We start from the raw sequence: 17,805 nt of genomic DNA, 5'->3' as shown, positions 1-17,805 counted from the left end.
AAGGGCGGCCCCATCCGTACGAGCGTCAGCCCCGCCCTTCCGACGAGGCGACAGCCCCGACGAACCCGCCCCAAGTCGCACGCGAGACGGTGAGCATGGGCCCGGCGGCGGCCTTCGAGTCACGGACGTGCACGGCAGCCGGGGCGGCCGCGACCTCGACGCACTGACCGCCTTCGGTGCCGCTGTGGCTGCTCTTGGCCCAGGCGAGGCCGACGAATCCGGCCCACGCTTCGCGTGAGACGGTGAGCATGGGGCCAGTGGCGGCTTTCGAGTCGCGGACGTGTACGAGCGTCGTGGCGGGTGCGACCTCTAGGCATTCCCCGCCTTCGGTTCCGCTGTAGCTGCTCTTGAACCAGGCGAGGCCGGAGACGACGGTCGAGGACTCAGCGTTGTTCATGGCGCTCCCAGCAACCCTTCGATGAACTCCGTTGACTCTCGCGGACTGAGAGCCTGTGATCGGATGATCCCATAGAGTGCGGCAGCCAGAACCCCTTGCTCGGGGTCGGTCTGTAGAGAGCCGATACCCCGCGCCTCGGCGTACACGAACTTCTTGCCGTCTTTGCGCGTGACAACCGTGAACGGCCCGTTCACCCCTGCGTTGTCCTCACGGTCGAGCGGCATGACCTGGATCTCGACATTGCGCTTCTGCCCGATCAGCAGGAGGTGTTCCAACTGCCCGTGCAGCACTGCCCAGCCGCCGTACGGGCGTCGCAGAAGCGACTCGTCGAGCACGAAGCTCAGGAAGGGTGCGGGCTGGTGCTCGAAGATGCTCTGCCGAGCCAACCTTGATGCCACGCGCTGCTCGATTGTCTCCTGGTCGAGGGGAGGGCGCCTCATGGCGAGCAGTGCTCTCATGTACTCCTCGGTCTGGAGCAGGCCGTTGAGCACGGGCATGCTGTACGAGACCAGTTCGACCGCCTTCTTCTCCAGCGCCGCCATCCCCCGGAAGAACGCCGGATACTGAGCCCGCTCCACCTGCTCCTGCCACAGGCAGAGCAACCCGCCCGCCCCCAGCACCTCGTCCGCCCGCTCGATCGTCTGCGGAGTCGGAATCCTCCGGCCCTGCTCGAACGACGCGATCGTGGACGCCGAGTACCCGAGCCGCCGCCCGAACTCCTCGCGCTCCAGCCCCTCGCGCAGCCGCAGCATCTTCATGGTCTGCCCGAACGCGACCACGACACCCCGGCCGGTGTCGTTCTCGCGCTCCCCGGAGCCCACCTCGGGCTCCGCGTCCGCATCCTTGTGTTCCGCGTGTTCCGCCATGTGCATCACCGCCTCCTCGGCCCAACGCCCCCGCGAGGAACGCCGTCACGGCGCACCGCGCCGACTCGTGCGTACAACGCGCGTACAGCGGGTTCCTGTCGCTGCGTCACCACTGGTCACGCTACGCGAGCAACGGGACCTTGGACGGCGTGACGACGAAACCCATCGAACCCACCCGCACCGGCAACGACCCCGCCCGCCCCGCGCCGCCGCCGGACCACACCTTCGAGATGAGGTTCACCTCCACGCCCCGAGGGGCCCGCCTCGCCCGCCGCCTCGCGGCCGTCCGCCTGCACGCGTGGGACATCCCGTACGGCACCGACGCGCACGACGCGATCGTGCTGATCGTCGCGGAGCTGGCCGCGAACGCCGTACGGCACGGCCATGTGCCCGGCCGGGACTTCCGGCTCGCTCTGCACGCCGCCGCGGGCGCCCGTACCGTCCGCGTCGAGGTCACCGACACCCGGGCCGAACGCCTCCCGCGCCGCCCCGGCCCGCCGCAGGGCGCCGCCGGTGCCGAGGAGTCCGGCCGCGGGCTGCTCCTCGTGGCCCACCTGGCCGCCCGCTGGGGCTGGCAGCCGCGCCCGGACGGACCGGGCAAGACCGTCTGGGCCGAGTACGCGGGACCCGGCCCCGCCGCCAACTGAACGGCGGCCAGGCGGATATGGCTATGATCTCCCCGGCAAGGCTGTAGCGCAGTGGTCGTCGCGCCCACGCATCAAGCTGGAGGACGTCGGTTCGAATCCGACCAGCCTTGCCACCCTTGTCGTGGAGGAAGTCGATGGGCGTCGGTCCGGCCCCGGACGGCCGGGAGCGGTGCCGCCCCCGGCGAGGCGGGCACCGGCGACGGACCGGTGGAGTGGTGATGACGCAGCCGACACCCGTGCGCTGCCCGGCGATCGAGCACCCGGACATCCCGATCAGCGATCCCGCCGCGCTGGACCCGCTGCTGGCCCGGCTGGGCTCGGCGCGGCCGGTGGCGGACGACGAGACGTTCCCGCTCGGCACCGTACGCGCGGACGGCCGGATCGACCTGTGCAAGCAGGGACTCGGCGCGGCGGGTGCCGCCCGCCTGCTGCCCGTGGCCGCCGCCTCGCCGCACGCCCGGCACCTCCTGCTCGGCACCAACGCCATCGGGGACGAGGGCGCGACCGCGGTGGCACGGGCCGTCGGCTCCGGACCGCACGGGCTGCACACCCTCTACCTCGGCTGCAACCGCATCGGCCCGGACGGCGTCACCGCGCTCGCCGGAGCGCTGGCGGCCGACACGACCGTCCGCGCCCTGTGGCTCAAACGCAACCCGGTCGGCGACGACGGCGCCCGCGCGCTCGCCGCGCTGCTGCGCCGCAACACCGCCCTGCGCACCCTCGACCTGGTCAACACCGGCCTCACCACCGCCGGACTGCGCGCCCTGCTGGACGCCCTCACCGACCGCCCGCAGCCGGTCGAACGCCTCTTCCTCGGCGGCAACGGCCTGACCGCCGACGCCGCCGGACCGCTGGCCGCGCTCGTGCGCGAGGCGGGCGTACGCGAGCTGTACCTGCCCGCCAACCACCTCGGTGACGAGGGCGCCGCCGTCCTCGCCGCGGCCGCCGACCCCGCCCGCCCCCTGCGGCTCGGCCTGGGCGGCAACGGCATCGGACCCGCCGGGGCGCGCGCCCTCGCGGACGCCCTGACCGGCATCGAGACGCTCGACCTGGGCCGCCCGCCCTCCGAACGGAGCCTGGGCGCCCCCGCCAACGCCACCGGCGACGAAGGCGCCCACGCCCTGGCCGCCGCCCTGCCGGGCAGCCCGCTGCGCCGCCTCGAACTGCGCCACACCGGACTCACCGGACGCGGCGCCAAGTCCCTGCTCGCCGCCGTACCGGACGACTCGCCGCTGGAGTACGTCGGTCTGGGCCCCGGACTGCCCCGCAAGGTCAAGCGGTCCTTCACCCGCCGTCTGCGGCCCGGCACCGGCACCCACCCCGACCTGCGCGCGATAGGGAGCGTCTACCGGTGAGCCCGTGCCCCGCACCGCCCTGCTTCTCCACCGAGGAGGCGGCGGCCCGGCGGCGGATCCGCCGCCACGCGGTGACCCGCACGACCATCGAACAGGCCACCGGGCGCCGCCTGGCCGGTGACTGGCGCGGCGCGTGCGCGGCGGCCCGCGTCGACCTCGCCCTCGTCCTCGCGGAGATCGCCTCCCACTGCGGCCGGGACGTCGCCGACGCCCTGACGGACGACCTGCGCCACCTCGTCCCCGACCTGCTGCACTGGCACCTGCCCCGGCTGCTCGGCGGCTGGACCACCCTGGACACCGGCCGGACCGTGGTCCTCGCCCGCTACCGCCCGGTGGACCCGGCCGAACGCCCCGGCACGACCCCGTACCTGTACGTCACCACCCCCGCGATGCGGGAGGGCCCGCAGCGGGTCGCCCTGCGGTTCCGGACGGTCGAGGACGAGCGGGCCCCCGGTGTCTTCGGACCCCGGACGGAGGACTGGCGGCACGCCCGGCACCTGTGGGACGCCCGGCACACCGCCGCACTGCGCGAACGCTGCGGCGGCGCCCACGACCGCCTCCCGTTCCTCCGCCCCGACGGCACCCCGCGCGCCGTGGACGAACTGCCCACCGCCGACCCCGGCCCCGGCGACCCGGCGGCCCGCGCCGAATGGATCACCGTGCTGCACCAGCGCGGTGAATGCCACGCGGCCCTCGCGGCGGCCGGTGTCGACGCCGACCTGACCCCGCCACCGCAGGGCTTCCGCTGGTACCGGTCCGACCCCGAGGCGTTCCTCGGCCGGTTCGCCCTCGACCACACCCGGCTGGAACGCGAGGTCCGCGGGTCGGCCGAGGCGGGCGCCGGACACCGCTTCCTCCTCGGCAGCGACTCCCGCACCCACCTCCTGCTGGAGACGCCCCCGTCCGGCGGGACCGGGCTCAGGGCCCGGCTCGTCGACCGGACCAAGGCCCAGGGCGTGCCGCTCCTGGCCGAGGCGCGCTGGCGCCGCCTGCCCGACCTCGACCTGCTGCGCGACGGCGGGATCACCGCGGAGCACCTGCACCCGCTGGTCCGCGACGCCCTGTTCCCCGCGCTGCGCGCCACCGGCGGCCCCGGCGGACCGCCCGGACCCGGCGCCCCCGCACCCGTCCGGGTCCGCTGCCGCGGCGCGTGGCACGAGGTCGGCTTCCGGCCGGGCGGCGGCCTGCTCCAGATGCCGCACAGCGACGAGGAGCAGCGGCGCGAGCAGGCCCTGCGCGCCTTCGGCGGCGCCGTCACCGGCTGCTTCGCCGTCCGGCAGACCTGGACATCGGGGGAGGGCCGGCTGCCCAAGGCCCTGCGCGCCCAGCGGCGGGAACTGTTCCTGCGCGCCCAGCACGGCGACACCCACGGGGTGCTCGCCCTGCTGGACCTGGGCATGGACCCGGGGGTGCGGGACGCCTCCGGACGCACCCTGCTGCACGTCCTGCACCTGCTGGACCACGAGACGCTGCTGCCCCGGCTGCTCGCGCACGGGCTCGACCTGGAGGCCCGCGACCGGCGCGAGCGCACCCCGCTGTTCACCGCGGTCAACGACGGCGGCTCCCGTGCCCTGGTGGAGGCGCTCGTCGCCGCCGGTGCCCGGCTCGACGTCGTCGACGAGTCCGCGTTCTCCCTGGCCCAGATCATCCGCCGCTACCGGCGGACCGACCTGGCCCACCTGCGCGAGCGCGTCCACGCGGAGCATCCGGACCTCGGCGTCGCCTGGCTGGACCGGTGGCTGGACGAGAAGGAACGGGAGCGGCAGCCGTACGACACCGACGACACCGACGACGCCCACGACGGCGAGGACGGGACCCCGTGAGCACCACCCGCCCCACAGGCACCAGCCCCCCGGGCCCCCTGGCCGCCGCCGACCACCTGGTCGACCGGCTGCGCATCCGGCACACCGAGCCCGCCGCCAGCACCCAACTGGAGGCGCTGGCACTCGCGGTGACGGCCAATCAGCCCGTCCTGCTGTGGGGTGAGCCGGGCATCGGCAAGTCCGCGGGCCTCGAACAGCTCGCCGCCGGGCTCGGCCTGCCGCTGGAGACGGTCATCGCCAGCGTCCACGAGCCCTCCGACTTCGCCGGGCTGCCGATCGTCGGCGACGATCCGGCGGTCACCGGAGTGCCGATGGCCCCGCCCGACTGGGCGGTCCGGCTCACCCGCGCCGGACAGGGCCTCCTCTTCTTCGACGAACTCTCCTCGGCGCCCCCGGCCGTGCAGGCGGCGCTGCTGCGCGTCGTCCTCGAACGCCGGGTCGGCAGCCTCGCCCTGCCCGACGCGGTCCGGATCGTCGCCGCCGCCAACCCGCCCTCCAGCGCCGCCGACGGCTGGCACCTCAGCCCGCCGCTGGCCAACCGCTTCGTCCACCTGGACTGGACGCACGACCCGCGCACGGTCGCCCGCGGCATGGCCGGCACCTGGCCCGAGGCGGCCGTCCCCACGGTCGACGCGGGCAAGGTGCCCGGCGCCGTGGCACGGGCCCGCGGCGCCGTCTCCGGCTTCCTCACCGCCCGGCCGGGACTGGTCCACCATCTGCCCGCCGACGCCGAGAGCCGGGGCCGCTCCTGGCCGTCCCCGCGCACCTGGGAGATGGCGCTGCGGCTGCTCGCCACCGGCTACGCGACCGGCGCCGGGCGCGAGGCGGTGGCCGCCGCGCTCACCGGGGCGGTCGGCGACGGCGCGGGCATCGAACTGCTGTCGTACCTGGAACACCTCGACCTGCCGGACCCCGAACGGGTCCTCGCCGACCCCGACGCGTTCGCCCTGCCCGAGCGCGGCGACCGCCAACTGGCCTTCCTCATCGCGGTGGTCGCCGCCGTCCGGAGCGACCTCACCCGGCCCCGCTGGGAGGCGGGCTGGACGGTGCTGGGCAAGGCCGTGGAGGCGGGCGTACCGGACGTGGCCGCCCGCGCCGCCACCGACCTCGCGGCGATGCGCCACCCGGACTGGCCGGTGCCGCCCGGCATCGACGGCTTCCTCGACCTGCTCCAGCTCTCCGGGGCCCTGCCCGGCAGCCCATGAGGGCACGGCGATGACGGACGCCCGCCGGGAACTGGACACCACCAAGCTGCTCGCCGCCCGCTACCGCGCGGCGAGCGACCGCCCGTATCTCGCCTCCGCCCTGTACGCCCTGACCGTCGTCCCCTCCCACGAGGTGCCGACCATGGGCGTGGACCGGCACTGGCGCTGCTATGTGTCGCCCGCCTTCGTCGAGGCGACCCCGGTCGCGGAACTCGCGGGCGTATGGGTGCACGAGGCGGCGCACCTGCTGCGCGACCACCACGGCCGCGCCGAGCGGCTGCCCGCCGCCGACCAGCGCGACGCGCACCGGGTGAACATCGCCCAGGACTGCGAGATCAACGACGACCTCCTCGCCGACGGTCTGCGGCTGCCCGCCGGACGCGTCGAGCCCCGCCTCTTCGGCCTGCCGGACGGGCAGTTGTTCGAGGCGTATCTGCCGGGGCTGCCCGCCCACCGCCAGGCACACGACTGCGGACCGGGCGCCCATGGCCGTCCGGTGCCCTGGGAGATCACCGGCCCCGCCGGTCCCGCCCGTCTCGGGGAGACCGAGGCACAGGCGCTGCGCCGGCACACCGCCGAGGCGATGCGCGCCCACCAGCGCGGCCGCGGCACCCTGCCCGGCGGCTGGCGGCGCTGGGCCGAGGAGATCCTCGAACCCACGGTCGACTGGCGCCAGGCGCTGTCCGGCGCGGTCCGCGAGGCCGCCGCCTGGGCCGCAGGCGCCGTCGACTACACCTACCGCCGCCCCTCGCGCCGCACCCCGGCGCTGCGCGGGGTCGTGCTGCCGAGCCTGCGCCGCCCGCTGCCCCGGGTGGCCGTGGTCGTCGACACCTCCGGTTCGATGGGCGAGGCCGAACTCGCCGCCGCCCTGGGCGAGGTGACGGGCGTGCTGCGCGAGGTCGGCGTGCGCGGCAACCGCGTGACCGTCCTCGCCTGCGACGCCGACGTACAGGCGGTGTCCCGGGTGACGGCCACCGAACAGGTCGTCCTCGGCGGCGGAGGCGGCACCGACCTGCGCGTCGGCATCGACGCCGCCCTGACCGCCCCCGACCGCCCCGGCATCGTCATCGTCCTCACCGACGGCCTCACCCCCTGGCCCGAACAGCCCACCTCCTGCCGCCTGATAGCCGCCCTGATCGGCCCCGACGCCCCCCACCCCCCGCACTGGGCGGAAACGATACGCATCCCACCCACCTGACCCCACCGCAGCACGCCCACCCTCTCGCCGCCCCACCGGGGCGCGCCCTCCTCCGGTCCGGCTCTGCCGCCCGACGCGGTCACGGGCCCGCGCCCACCGCCCCCGCCCGGCACGGCCCGTCCGCCGCGCGCCCGGGTCCGGCCCTCCCGCCCCGTACGATCACCACCCCGCCGATCCAACGCTGCACGGCCACCGTCCCGCCGGGGCACGCCCACGGGTCCGGTTCTACCGCCCGACGCGGTCGCGAGCCCGCGTCCACCGCCCCCGGCACGGCCTGTCGGCCGCGCACCCCCGCCCGATCCCGCCGCCGTAGGGTCACCACCCGCCGCCCCGCCGAGGCGCGGCCACCGCCCCGCCGACCCATCGACCCGCCGCCCCGTCGAGGCGCGGTCACCGGCCCGTGCCTGCGGCCCCGGCGTGGCCGCCGCCGTTCCGGGGCTGCCGCTCGAAACGGCCGCTACCGTCCCGCCACTTCGGCCACCGGGCCATCCGCCACACCGCTGGACCACGCACACGGCCTCGATCCGCACCGGGACACGGCGTCCGCGCCCGATGCCCCGAGCCCGCCCCCGCGGTGACGGGTCCCGCCCCCGTCACGGACACCAGCGCGGCAGGAGCACCCAGAGCCCGGAACCGGCCGCAGGCCCGCCGTGCCCGGGGCCGGGGCACGGGCCGTCGGCGTCTCACCTCACCCGGCCGCGCGCCGCCCGTCCGCTCCCGTGCCGCCGCGCTGGAGCAGCGCGAAGCGGGCGCCCTCCGGGTCCGTGACCGTGGCGGTGCGGCCGCGGGCGGTGTCGTGGGCCGGGGCGACGACACGTCCGCCGAGCCCGGTCAGTCGCTCCACCGCCGCGTCCGTGTCGGCGACCTCGAAGTACGTCAGCCAGTGCGGACCCCCGTCGTGCCGCAGCGCGGGCCCCGCGCCGAGGATCCCGGCGACCGGACGGCCGTCCAGGCACAGCGTCACCCGGTCGGCGCCCTCCTCGCCCGCTCCGGCACCGCCGGACTCCGGGCGCCGCTCCTCGTAACCGAACAGCGAGGCGTAGAACTTGGCGACGTTCGCGGTCTCGAAGGTGCGCAGCTCGTTCCAGAGCGGTGCCCCGGGCCGGCCACCGGCGGCGCCCCCGCGCTCCCCGGGCACCTGCCAGACACCGAAGACCGCCCCGGAGGGGTCGGAGCCGAGCACCAGCCGGCCGACCTCGCCCGCGTCGAGCGGCCCCACCCCGACCGTGCCCCCGCACAGCCGTACCGTTTCGGCCGTCACATCCACGTCGTCCGAGGCGAGATACGGGGTCCAGGCGACCGGAAGATGGCGGTCGGGCGACAGCAGGCCGATGCCCGCCACCTGCCGCCCGTCCAGCCGGGCCCGGACATAGGGGCCGAGCTGGGCGGGACCCGGCTCGAACTCCCAGCCGAACAGCTCGCCGTAGAAGCCCTGGGTCGCGGTCATGTCGTGCACCATCAGGCTCACCCAGCAGGGTGTCCCGGGCGTGTGCCGGGCGCTCGCCCGGCCGTCCCGGTCGGCCGGATCCGGTGCCTGAGTCATCGTCACTCTCTTCTCGGCCCCTCGCGGTGGCCGCGTCGATTCCGCTCGCTCTCCGGACTCGGAACGATGACCGGAGGATGCCCCGTGTGCGGTGTCCTGTCCGTTTCGGCGTGCTTTCCGACGGATGTCGATCGGCTGCACAGCATGTGGCTGATCCCGTACGCCTGGTGACCGGACCTGTCCGGCCGAGCAGAGTAGCGGGACCTGGACGCCGCGGCCACCCCGTGCGCAAGGATGGTGGCCATGAACGCCATCATCTCCGCATCCGATCTGGCGGCCGCCCTCGGGGGCCCCGGGGCGCCGGTCCTGCTCGACGTCCGCTGGCAGCTCAGCACGGCCAGGGCCGCGGGCGAACCGCCCTTCGACGGGCGCGCGGCCTACGCGTCGGGCCACCTGCCCGGCGCCGTCTTCGTCGACCTGGACCGCGAACTCGCCTCCGCGCCGGGCGCGCACGGCCGCCACCCGCTGCCCGACACCGCCGCGTTCGGCGCGGCGATGCGCCGTGCCGGGGTCGGCTCCGGCCGTCCGGTCGTCGTGTACGACGGCGGGCAGGGCTGGGCGGCGGCGCGCGCCTGATGGCTGCTGCGCTGGACCGGGCACCCCGACGTCCGGGTGCTCGACGGGGGCCTGGCGGCCTGGGACGGCCCGCTGGAGCAGACGGTTCCCGAACCGGCCGAGGGCGATTTCGTCCCGGAGCCGGGCGCCCTGGAACTGCTCGACGCCGACGGCGCGGGGGAGCTGGCCCGCTCCGGACTGCTGTTCGACGCGCGCGCCGGGGAGCGCTACCGGGGCGAGGTCGAGCCCATCGACCGGGTCGGCGGCCACATCCCGGGCGCGGTGTCCGCGCCGACGACGGAGAACGTCGGCCCGGACGGCCGGTTCCTGCCCGCCGGGCGGCTGCGCGAGCGGTTCGGGGAGCTGGGCGCCGCGGACGGCACCCACGTCGGTGTGTACTGCGGCTCGGGCGTCTCCGGCGCGCACGAGGTGCTGGCCCTGGCCGTGGCGGGCATCCCGGCCGCGCTGTACGTCGGTTCCTGGTCGGAGTGGTCCGCGGACCCGTCCCGCCCGGTGGCGACGGGCGCGGAGCCGCAGTAGCCGACGGGGAGTACGCGTACGGGTGAGGGCCGCGCCTTCCGGTGCGGCCCTCACCCGTACACGCTTGCGGTCACTCCTGCTTCTTGCGCCGGGTGCCGAACACGATCTCGTCCCAGCTCGGGACGGCGGCCCGGCGGCCCGGCCGGACGCCGTCCGCCTCGGCCTGCCGGTCGGTCGCCCCGACGAGGCGGTCGCGGTGGCTGCCGACCGAGCGGGGCATGAGCACATCGGCGTAGGCGGACCCGGCCCCGGCGGACGCGGCGGGCGCGGGCGGCTCCTCCACCTCCGGCTCCTGGTCGGGCTCCTGCGCGGGTTCGGGGGTGCGCTCGGGCACCACCATGTCGCCGCGGAAGCTCGGCACGGCCTCCAGCAGGCTGGTCAGCGAGTCGCGTTCACCGGAAGCCTCCTCGGCGGCCGGTTCCAGCGCCTGGGCGGGCAGCGCGGGACGGTCCCGGTCGCGGTCCCGCTCCCGGTCGAGCGGGCGGTCGCGGGGCAGCCGGGCGATGCGGGGCACGAACGGGAAGCTGGGCTCGGGCGTGCCGAGGTCGTCGGACTCGCCGATCAGGGCGCGCGCCTCCGAGTCGACGGCCTGCACCAGGCGCCGCGGCGGGTCGTACGTCCAGCTCGCCGAGTGCGGTTCGCCCGCGACCCGGTAGACGAGCAGCACCTCCCAGGTGCCGTCGTCGCGGCGCCAGGAGTCCCACTGCACGGTGTCCTTCTCGGCGCCCCGCAGCAGCAGCCGCTCCTGCACGGCCTCGCCGAGCAGCGGGCCGGAGTTCTCGCCGGGGCGGCGGACCGGGGTCTTGCGGGCGCGCTCGGCCATGAAGGCGCGCTCGGCGAGCACGGGGCCCTCGAAGCGGCGGACGCGGTCCACGGGGATGCCGGCGAGCTGGGCGACCTCTTCCGCGGTCGCTCCCGCTCTTATCCGCGCCTGGATGTCACGGGGGCGGAGATGGCTCTCCACCTCGATCTCGATCTGGCCGAGGCGGGGACGGTCGCCGCGCACGGCGGCGCGGAGCCGTTCGTCGATCGGAAGCGTGTACTCCGTGCTGTCCGCAGCCTTCAGCACCAGCCGTGTGCCGTCATTGGAGACGGCCACGACACGCAGTTCGGGCATGGGGACCTCCCGGGTGGTGCCTGCCGACGTCACGTGCGTCGCTGCTTCCGCTAGTCGAGTGTGGCCTGCCCGGGTGCAGCCTGCCACAACCTTGCCGAGTTGCCCGGCGTGTCGGGCGCGGGCCCTGGATCGCCGTTATGGCACGGTTACCTGTTCACAACGATCAGTGACCAACCGCGTCACCCTGTGCAACCAGCCCCCTCCCGGCGTTCCAGCAGGTCTCGGACACCCCGGCGGGAGACCGGACCCAGGGCTCGCAACAGTACTCCATTCGGACCACGTGCGTGGATCGCCGCGCCGCCCAACTTCTGGCGCCGGGCGGGACTTGGCCGCCCCTGACCCGTTTTCGCGATCATGAACGTGGCGTACTTCACGTAATCACCAGAAACGGAACTAAGGGTTTCGTCCGTACGTCCCTTTCTCGTGCAGTCGGCCGATCTCATCCCGAAGATTCGGCCGCGTACGGGAAAGGGAGGCAAGGTCCGGGTATGCGTGAAAGGCCGGAGAACGGTGGTCAGCCGGGCGCGGGGGAGGAGGCGCCGAGGCGGCGGATCGATCTGAGCGTGCCCCAGGTCGCGGGCAGTGCCGTGGCGGCGGTGGTGGCCGCGAAACTCGCCTCGTACTTCGGCGTCTACGGCACGATCCTCGGAGCCGGCCTGGTCAGCGTGGTCGCCACCTGCGGCGGCTCGGTCTTCCAGCACTTCTTCCGGCGCACCGGCGAGCAGATACGCACCGTGACCGTCCCGGTCCGGCCGGTGGTGGACGAACCGTCCGGCACCCCACCGCTCCCGTCCTGCCCGGTACCCGGCGAGTTCTCCGAGGGCACCGTCTACCGGGCCCGGGTCAAGAGCTGGAAGCGGCCGCTGGTCGCCGCGGCCCTGGTCTTCGGCGTCACCATGGGCGGCATCACCGCCTACGAGGTGCTCTCCGGCAGCAGCTTCAGCGGCGGCCACGGCACCACGGTCGGTGACGCCGTCACCGGCCGCCACCGCGGACCCTCCTCGCCCTCGGACGGCGGCACCCCGGAGCCGTCCAGCTCCCCGGGCTCCCCGGGAAGCAGTACCGGAACGGGTGACGGCGCCACCCCCGGTGGTGACGGCGACCCGTCCGACGGCCCCGGCGGGGGCGCGTCCGTGAGCCCGACGCCCACCCCCGGCGCGAGCACCGGCACCGGAAGCGGTGACCCGGACGGCACGGACGGCACGGACGGGACGAGCCCGGACCCGGGCGGCACCCCGGGCGAGGGCACGCACAGCACCCCGGGCACCGGTGGCGGCACCACCCCGGCGCCCGGCGGCTCGGCTACCGCCCCAGCACCCGCCGCAGGTGGTCGTTCTGGAACCGCCGGTCCGGATCGAGGCGGTCCCGCAGCGCCGTGAACTCGCCGAAGCGCGGATACACCCCGGAGAGGTACTCCGCGTCCCTGGTGTGGATCTTCCCCCAGTGCGGCCGGCCCTCGTGCGCGGTGAAGATGCGCTCGGCCTCGGTGAAGTACCGCTGGTAGGGGGTGCCCCGGAACATGTGGACCGCCACATAGGCGCTGTCCCGGCCGGACGCGGTGGACAGGGTGATGTCGTCGGCGGGCGCGGTGCGCACCTCCACCGGGAAGCTCACCCGCAGCCCCGAGCGGTCGACCATGGCCTTCAGCTCGCGCAGCGTGTCCGCGAGCGCCGCCCGCGGGACGGCGTACTCCATCTCCACGAAGCGCACCCGGCGCGGCGAGGTGAAGACCTTGTAGGGGATGTCGGTGTAGGTCCGCGCGGACAGCGCCCGGCTGGAGAGGCGGGCGATCCCGGGGACGGCGGCGGGCGCCGCGCGGCCCACCCAGTTGGCCACCTGGAAGAGGCCGTTGGACAGGAACTCGTCCTCGAACCAGCCGGCCACCGGCCCCACCGGCGCCTCGGGGCCCGCGCTGCGGTTGTTGCGCTTGGTGTTGGTGCTGCCGGTGTGCGGGAACCAGTAGAACTCGAAGTGCTCGTTCTCCGCCCAGAGCTGGTCGAACTCGGCCAGCACCCGGTCCAGGGGCATCGGCTCCTCGCGGGCGGTCAGCAGGAAGACCGGCTCCACCGCGAAGGTGATCGCCGTGATGATGCCGAGCGCGCCGAGCCCCACCCGGGCCGCGGCGAAGACCTCGGGGTTCTCCTTCTCGGAGCAGGCGAGCACCGAACCGTCCGCCGTGACCAGTTCCAGGCCCTTGATCTGGGCGGCTATGGAGGCCGACTCGCGCCCGGTGCCGTGGGTGCCGGTGCTGACCGCCCCGGACACCGTCTGCTCCATGATGTCGCCCATGTTGGTCAGGGACAGCCCCTCGCGGGCCAGGGCCAGATTGAGCCGCTTGAGCGGGGTGCCCGCCTCCACGGTGACCGTCATGGCCTCGCGGTCGATGCCGCGGATGCCGGTCAGCAGCTGGGGGCGGACCAGCAGGCCGTCGGTGGCGGCGATGGCGGTGAAGGAGTGCCCGGTGCCGACCGCCTTCACCGGCAGTCCGTCCTCGGCGGCCCGGCGCACGGCGGCGGCCAGTTCCGCCACCGAGGCGGGCGTCACCTCCCGCGCCGGACGGGACCGGACGTTTCCGCCCCAGTTACGCCACATGCCGTTCTTCGCGCGCGCTGTGCTGCTCAACGGTGCCTCCCCGACCCGGTGCCGGCCTGCTCAGCCGGCGGTACCCGAGGAAACCGACCGCGACCGCGACGGCCCCGGCCACCGCCGGAACCCCGTACCCCGAACGCGCGCCGGCCGCGTCGATCACCCAGCCGGCCACCGACGAACCGAGCGCCACCCCCACCGCGAGCCCGGTGCTCACCCAGGTCATGCCCTCGGTCAGATGTGCGCGGGGTACGTGCTCTTCGACGAGGGCCATCGTCGTGATCATGGTGGGAGCGACGGACAGGCCCGCGACGAACAGCGCCACGGCCAGAAACGGCAGGTTTCCGACCAGTAGGAGGGGGATCATACTCACGGCCATCGCGCATATGCCCAGCAGCCAGCGGCGGCCGGGCGCCCCGGACGGGCGCAGCAGCCCGAAGAGCACACCCGCCGAGCACGACCCGGCCGCGTACAGGGCCAGCACCACGCTCGCCGCGCCCTTGTGCCCGCGCTCGTCGGCGAAGGCCACGGTGACCACGTCCACCGCGCCGAAGATCGAGCCGGTCGCCACGAAGGTGGCCACCAGCACCTGGAGTCCGCGCGAGCGCAGCGCCGAACCGCCGCCGTGCTGCTCGCGCGGGTGCGGCGCGGGCTCGGTGGCCCGCTGCGAGGTGAGCCAGAAGACGCCCACCGCCAGGAAGCAGGCGGCCAGCAGCGGCCCGGCCTCCGGGAACCAGGCCGTGGAGAGCCCGATGGAGACGATCGGCCCGAAGATGAAGCAGACCTCGTCCACCACCGACTCGAACGAGTACGCGGTGTGCAGCTGCGGGGTCCCCCGGTACAGCGCCGCCCAGCGGGCCCGGACCATCGCGCCCAGCGAGGGCACCGAACCGATCCCGGCCGCGCACACGAACAGCACCCAGTCCGGCCAGCCGAAGTACGCCGTCAGCAGCAGCCCGGCCGCCGCGGTCAGCGAGACCAGGGTCGCCGGGCGCAGCACCCGGCGCTGCCCGTGCCGGTCGACCAGGCGGGATATCTGCGGTCCGAGCACGGCGGCGGCCAGCGCGATGGTGGCCGACAGCGCGCCCGCGAGCCCGTAGCGCCCGGTGAGCTGGGAGATCATCGTGACCACGCCGATGCCCATCATCGACAGCGGCATCCGGCCGAGGAACCCCGCGGCGGAGAAGCCCTTGGAGCCGGGAGCGGCGAACAGGGCGCGGTAGGGGCTGGGCACGGGGTCTCCGGGTATCCGGTAAGGCGTGTAGGTGGTCGATACAGCTTACGGCCCCGCCGCCCCGGGACGCACCCGCTTATGCGGGTCGGAATCCGGGCCGCGGGTGCCAGGTGGCAGGATCGAGACATGTCAGACGCGCTGGATCCCACTCCGTACGACGCCCTGCTCCTGCTCTCCTTCGGCGGTCCGGAAGGGCCGGACGACGTGGTCCCGTTCCTGGAGAACGTGACGCGCGGGCGCGGCATCCCCAAGGAACGACTGAAGGAAGTGGGGCAGCACTACTTCCTGTTCGGCGGGGTCAGCCCCATCAACGACCAGAACCGCGCCCTGCTGGACGCCCTGCGCAAGGACTTCGCCGGGCACGGCCTGGACCTGCCGGTCTACTGGGGCAACCGCAACTGGGCGCCGTACCTGACCGACACGCTGCGGGAGATGGTCCACGACGGCCGCCGCCGCGTCCTGGTCCTGGCCACCAGCGCCTACGCCTCCTACTCGGGCTGCCGCCAGTACCGGGAGAACCTGGCGGACTCCCTGGCCGCCCTTGCGGCCGAGGGCCTGGAGCCGCCGAGGGTCGACAAGCTGCGGCACTACTTCAACCACCCCGGCTTCGTCGAGCCCATGACCGACGGTGTGCTCGCCTCCCTCGACGACCTCCCCGAGGACGTCCGGGCCGGCGCCCACATCGCCTTCACCACCCACTCCATCCCGACCGCGGCCGCCGACACCTCGGGCCCCGCCGAGGAGCACGGCGACGGCGGCGCCTACGTCCGCGAGCACCTGGACGTGGCACGGCTGATCGCCGAAGCGGTCCGCGAGCGCACCGGCGTCGACCACCCCTGGCAGCTCGTCTACCAGTCCCGCTCCGGCGCCCCGCACATCCCGTGGCTGGAGCCGGACATCTGCGACCACCTGGAGGAGCGGCACGCCGCCGGGGTGCCCGCCGTCGTCATGGCGCCCATCGGCTTCGTCTCCGACCACATGGAGGTCCTCTACGACCTCGACACGGAGGCCACCGCCAAGGCCGCGGAGCTGGGCCTGCCGGTGCGCCGCTCGGCCACCGTCGGCGCCGACCCGCGCTTCGCCGCCGCCGTGCGCGACCTGGTCCTGGAGCGGGCCGCCCGCGAGAGCGGCCGGGCGGTCACCCCGTGCGCCCTGGGAGCGCTCGGCGCGAGCCACGACCTGTGCCCGGTGGGCTGCTGCCCGGCCCGCACCGCCCGGCCCGCCGCCGCGGGCGCCGACAGCCCGTACGCGTGAGGAACACCGTGACCGACGCCCTGCACACGGAACTGCTCCAGCTCGCCCTCCAGGCCGCCGCCCGCGCCGGTGAGCTGCTCAAGGACGGCCGCCCCGCCGACCTCGGGGTGGCCGCCACCAAGTCCAGCCCGGTCGACGTCGTCACCGAGATGGACATCGCGGCCGAGAAACTGATCACCGGCCTGATCGCCGACCGGCGCCCCGACGACGGCTTCCTCGGCGAGGAGGGCGCCGCCACCGAGGGCACCAGCGGCATCCGCTGGATCATCGACCCGCTCGACGGCACCGTGAACTACCTCTACGGGCTGCCCTCCTGGGCCGTCTCCATCGCGGCCGAACAGGACGGCGAGACCCTGGTGGGCGTCGTCACCGCCCCGATGCGCGCGGAGACCTTCCGCGCGGTGCGCGGCCGCGGCGCCTGGGCCACCGGATCCTGGGCCGGGGAACGCCGGCTCACCTGCCGCGCGGACGCCCCGCTGGACCGGGCCCTGGTCTCCACCGGCTTCAACTACGTCACCGACGTCCGCCGCCACCAGGCCGAGGTCGCCGGGCGGCTGATCCCGCTGGTCCGCGACATCCGGCGGGCCGGCTCGGCCGCGCTCGACCTGTGCGACGTGGCCGCGGGCCGCCTCGACGGCTACTACGAGCGCGGACTGCACCCCTGGGACCACGCGGCCGGCGACCTGATCGCCCGGGAGGCGGGCGCCCTGACCGGCGGGCGCCCCGGACAGCGCGTCTCCGGCGAACTGGCCGTGGCCGCCACCCCCGGCGTGTTCGGGCCGCTCCAGGGCCATCTGGAGAACCTCGGCGCCTGGCACGACTGAGGACCGGCCCCCGCACAGCGGAACGGGACCCCGGCGCTGGATTCGCCGGGGTCCCGTTCTCCGTGCGGTCCGGTCAGACGCCGGACATGCCGACCTCCACACCGTGCTCGGCGGCGAGGCGGCGCAGGTCGTCGAGTTCGGCCAGCTCCACCTCGACGAGGAAGTCGTCGCCCTCGTCGCGGGCCCGCGTGAGGTCGGACTCGGTCGTCTTTATGCGCTGCAGAAGTCCTGCGGTGAATGCGTCCATGCTGCGCCCCCTCGTCCTGGGTCGTGGGTCGGTGGCACGGGGGTGTGCCGTCGGGAAGGGGCGATCACGTCTCCATCAGGTGCCCAGCGCTGCCCTGCCGGGCGGCGACCGTGCCGGACACCCACGCCCACTCTGCCGAAGCGGAACGCGGCGTACCGCATGGTGGTGCGGTACATGCAGAGCGTGATCGCGGGGTGTAAAGCCGTCCTCCCCCCGCTCCCTCCCGCGGAAACCTCAACACCCCGAGAAACTTCCCCATTCCCGCCCCGCGACCGCCCGTACGTCCCGCCCCGGACCCCGGCTTACAGCCGACTTATGGCCGAAAAGGGCAGGATGGAGGCACACACTCATGAAGACCCCTGCCCGCGTGTGCCCGAACAATGCCGCGCGGGCGGACACAGGAAGGACAAGCGA

The 17,805-nt window shown here is 74.8% G+C and carries 15 protein-coding genes and 2 pseudogenes; 10 read left to right on the top strand and 7 right to left on the bottom strand.

Features of this window, described 5'->3' with window-relative positions; all coding sequences use genetic code 11:
* Positions 1 to 25: 25 nt before the first annotated feature.
* On the bottom strand, positions 26 to 397 hold the full coding sequence (locus ACWDYF_RS17545) for a DUF397 domain-containing protein (RefSeq protein ID WP_389468725.1): 372 nt from the start codon (positions 395 to 397) through the stop codon (positions 26 to 28).
* Positions 394 to 1,269, bottom strand: coding sequence for a helix-turn-helix domain-containing protein (locus tag ACWDYF_RS17540; protein ID WP_382848888.1), 876 nt, complete (start codon positions 1,267 to 1,269; stop codon positions 394 to 396). The genes ACWDYF_RS17545 and ACWDYF_RS17540 overlap by 4 nt, the downstream gene beginning before the upstream one ends.
* A gap of 143 nt (positions 1,270 to 1,412) precedes the next feature.
* Here ACWDYF_RS17540 and ACWDYF_RS17535 point away from each other — a divergent pair, with 143 nt between their 5' ends.
* From ACWDYF_RS17535 to ACWDYF_RS17510, 6 genes and pseudogenes are all read left to right on the top strand, one after another.
* Positions 1,413 to 1,910: an ATP-binding protein gene (locus ACWDYF_RS17535; RefSeq protein WP_389468722.1), complete on the top strand. Its 498-nt coding sequence runs from the start codon at positions 1,413 to 1,415 to the stop codon at positions 1,908 to 1,910.
* Between the two features lie 37 nt (positions 1,911 to 1,947).
* Positions 1,948 to 2,023: pseudogene (locus ACWDYF_RS17530) on the top strand.
* 105 nt (positions 2,024 to 2,128) lie between these two features.
* Positions 2,129 to 3,265, top strand: coding sequence for a leucine-rich repeat domain-containing protein (locus tag ACWDYF_RS17525; protein WP_389468719.1), 1,137 nt, complete (start codon positions 2,129 to 2,131; stop codon positions 3,263 to 3,265).
* The gene (locus tag ACWDYF_RS17520; RefSeq protein ID WP_389468716.1) at positions 3,262 to 5,088 is read left to right on the top strand and encodes an ankyrin repeat domain-containing protein; all 1,827 of its coding nucleotides are present in this window, start codon (positions 3,262 to 3,264) and stop codon (positions 5,086 to 5,088) included. Before ACWDYF_RS17525 ends, ACWDYF_RS17520 begins: the two co-directional genes overlap by 4 nt.
* Positions 5,085 to 6,293: a sigma 54-interacting transcriptional regulator gene (locus ACWDYF_RS17515; RefSeq protein WP_389468713.1), complete on the top strand. Its 1,209-nt coding sequence runs from the start codon at positions 5,085 to 5,087 to the stop codon at positions 6,291 to 6,293. The genes ACWDYF_RS17520 and ACWDYF_RS17515 overlap by 4 nt, the downstream gene beginning before the upstream one ends.
* Positions 6,294 to 6,303: 10 nt before the next feature.
* Positions 6,304 to 7,491, top strand: coding sequence for a vWA domain-containing protein (locus ACWDYF_RS17510; RefSeq protein WP_381739545.1), 1,188 nt, complete (start codon positions 6,304 to 6,306; stop codon positions 7,489 to 7,491).
* 688 nt (positions 7,492 to 8,179) lie between these two features.
* Here the strand turns inward: ACWDYF_RS17510 and ACWDYF_RS17505 are convergent.
* Complete coding sequence (locus ACWDYF_RS17505) at positions 8,180 to 9,034, bottom strand: VOC family protein (RefSeq protein ID WP_389468710.1); 855 nt, start codon at positions 9,032 to 9,034, stop codon at positions 8,180 to 8,182.
* 243 nt (positions 9,035 to 9,277) lie between these two features.
* On the opposite strand from ACWDYF_RS17505, the pseudogene ACWDYF_RS17500 reads away from it, so the two are divergent.
* Positions 9,278 to 10,129, top strand: a pseudogene (locus tag ACWDYF_RS17500) (sulfurtransferase).
* Between the two features lie 70 nt (positions 10,130 to 10,199).
* Here the strand turns inward: ACWDYF_RS17500 and sepH are convergent.
* The gene (gene sepH, locus ACWDYF_RS17495; protein ID WP_381739550.1) at positions 10,200 to 11,246 is read right to left on the bottom strand and encodes a septation protein SepH; all 1,047 of its coding nucleotides are present in this window, start codon (positions 11,244 to 11,246) and stop codon (positions 10,200 to 10,202) included.
* 488 nt (positions 11,247 to 11,734) lie between these two features.
* On the opposite strand from sepH, the gene ACWDYF_RS17490 reads away from it, so the two are divergent.
* Positions 11,735 to 12,625 (top strand): hypothetical protein, encoded by an 891-nt coding sequence (locus tag ACWDYF_RS17490; RefSeq protein WP_389468706.1) that lies wholly within the window; start codon positions 11,735 to 11,737, stop codon positions 12,623 to 12,625.
* Here the strand turns inward: ACWDYF_RS17490 and ACWDYF_RS17485 are convergent.
* Both ACWDYF_RS17485 and ACWDYF_RS17480 read right to left on the bottom strand, forming a co-directional pair.
* Positions 12,549 to 13,868, bottom strand: a complete 1,320-nt coding sequence (locus ACWDYF_RS17485; protein ID WP_389468704.1) for a D-arabinono-1,4-lactone oxidase — start codon at positions 13,866 to 13,868, stop codon at positions 12,549 to 12,551. The genes ACWDYF_RS17490 and ACWDYF_RS17485 overlap by 77 nt on opposite strands.
* Positions 13,828 to 15,066, bottom strand: coding sequence for an MFS transporter (locus tag ACWDYF_RS17480; protein WP_018564593.1), 1,239 nt, complete (start codon positions 15,064 to 15,066; stop codon positions 13,828 to 13,830). The genes ACWDYF_RS17485 and ACWDYF_RS17480 overlap by 41 nt, the downstream gene beginning before the upstream one ends.
* 126 nt (positions 15,067 to 15,192) lie before the next feature.
* Between ACWDYF_RS17480 and ACWDYF_RS17475 the strand changes: the two genes are divergently transcribed.
* Both ACWDYF_RS17475 and ACWDYF_RS17470 read left to right on the top strand, forming a co-directional pair.
* Positions 15,193 to 16,320, top strand: coding sequence for a ferrochelatase (locus ACWDYF_RS17475; protein WP_389468701.1), 1,128 nt, complete (start codon positions 15,193 to 15,195; stop codon positions 16,318 to 16,320).
* Between the two features lie 8 nt (positions 16,321 to 16,328).
* On the top strand, positions 16,329 to 17,144 hold the full coding sequence (locus ACWDYF_RS17470; RefSeq protein ID WP_381740326.1) for an inositol monophosphatase family protein: 816 nt from the start codon (positions 16,329 to 16,331) through the stop codon (positions 17,142 to 17,144).
* A gap of 73 nt (positions 17,145 to 17,217) precedes the next feature.
* On the opposite strand, the gene ACWDYF_RS17465 is transcribed toward ACWDYF_RS17470, so the two are convergent.
* The gene (locus ACWDYF_RS17465; RefSeq protein WP_018564590.1) at positions 17,218 to 17,391 is read right to left on the bottom strand and encodes a hypothetical protein; all 174 of its coding nucleotides are present in this window, start codon (positions 17,389 to 17,391) and stop codon (positions 17,218 to 17,220) included.
* Between the last annotated feature and the right edge of the window lie 414 nt (positions 17,392 to 17,805).

The sequence above is a fragment of the Streptomyces sp. NPDC003284 genome, assembly GCF_053589675.1.
Note: the sequence above shows the minus strand (reverse complement) of the source record. Positions and strands in the feature narration are given on the sequence as shown.